Annotated in this window: 1 pseudogene; it reads right to left on the bottom strand. The window is 73.9% G+C overall.

Annotated features, from left to right (window positions below):
* Positions 1–389 (bottom strand): annotated as a pseudogene (locus HW577_RS26030) (hypothetical protein); the annotation flags it as partial.
* Between the last annotated feature and the right edge of the window lie 308 nt (positions 390–697).

Here is a 697-nt window from a genome sequence, read left to right as displayed (position 1 = left end):
GGCCCGCCCCGCGTGGCACCGGCCTGGCGGGCACGCAGGCTGGCGCGCAGGCGCGCGGCGGCGAGCGCGGGCGGCAACGGGCGCGGCAGGCAGAGATCGGCGCCGAGTTCGAGGGCGAGGACCTCCTCGGCTTCCGCCGCGCCGATCACGCCGATGACAAGGCCGGGGTGCCGCCCGGCCATCAGGCGCAGCGCCTCGGGCAGCGTGGCTTCAGGCAGGTGGATGTCGAAGAGCAGCGCGGCCGGCGAATCCGCCGCGTCCAGGCGCGCGAGTGCGGCCCCGAGCGACCCCGCCTCCTCCACGCTGAAGCCGCGGAGCGCGAGCGCTGCCGCGGCGCCGCCGCGGCTGTCGGGGTTGGCGTCGAGAAGGAGGGTGACAGGGCGTTGCAATTCGTCTGGATCCAAGGCGTGTGACCACACGTCTCGGTGTCAGACGATAATTCCGTTCTGTCAACGTTACGTTATCGTAAAATCAATGACGATGGGCGCGACATCCCGTCCGATGTCGCGCTGCGGCACTCCGGCATCGAGGATGGCCCGCGCAGGCCGATGGGCCATCGCCACCGTCGCGCCTGCGCCGGCCGCCATCCCCGGGCGGGGATCACGGCGCGGCCATGGCGCGCGCAACGGCGCGTCCGCCCTTGTCGTTCCGCCTGCGCCCGGCGGGCGCCACGCGCAGGCGCGCCGGCGTCAGATCG

It is taken from the genome of Neoroseomonas rubea, assembly GCF_016106015.1.
Classification (GTDB): domain Bacteria; phylum Pseudomonadota; class Alphaproteobacteria; order Acetobacterales; family Acetobacteraceae; genus Neoroseomonas; species Neoroseomonas rubea.
The sequence above is the reverse complement of the archived record's forward strand: the minus strand, read 5'-3'. Positions and strand labels throughout refer to the sequence as shown.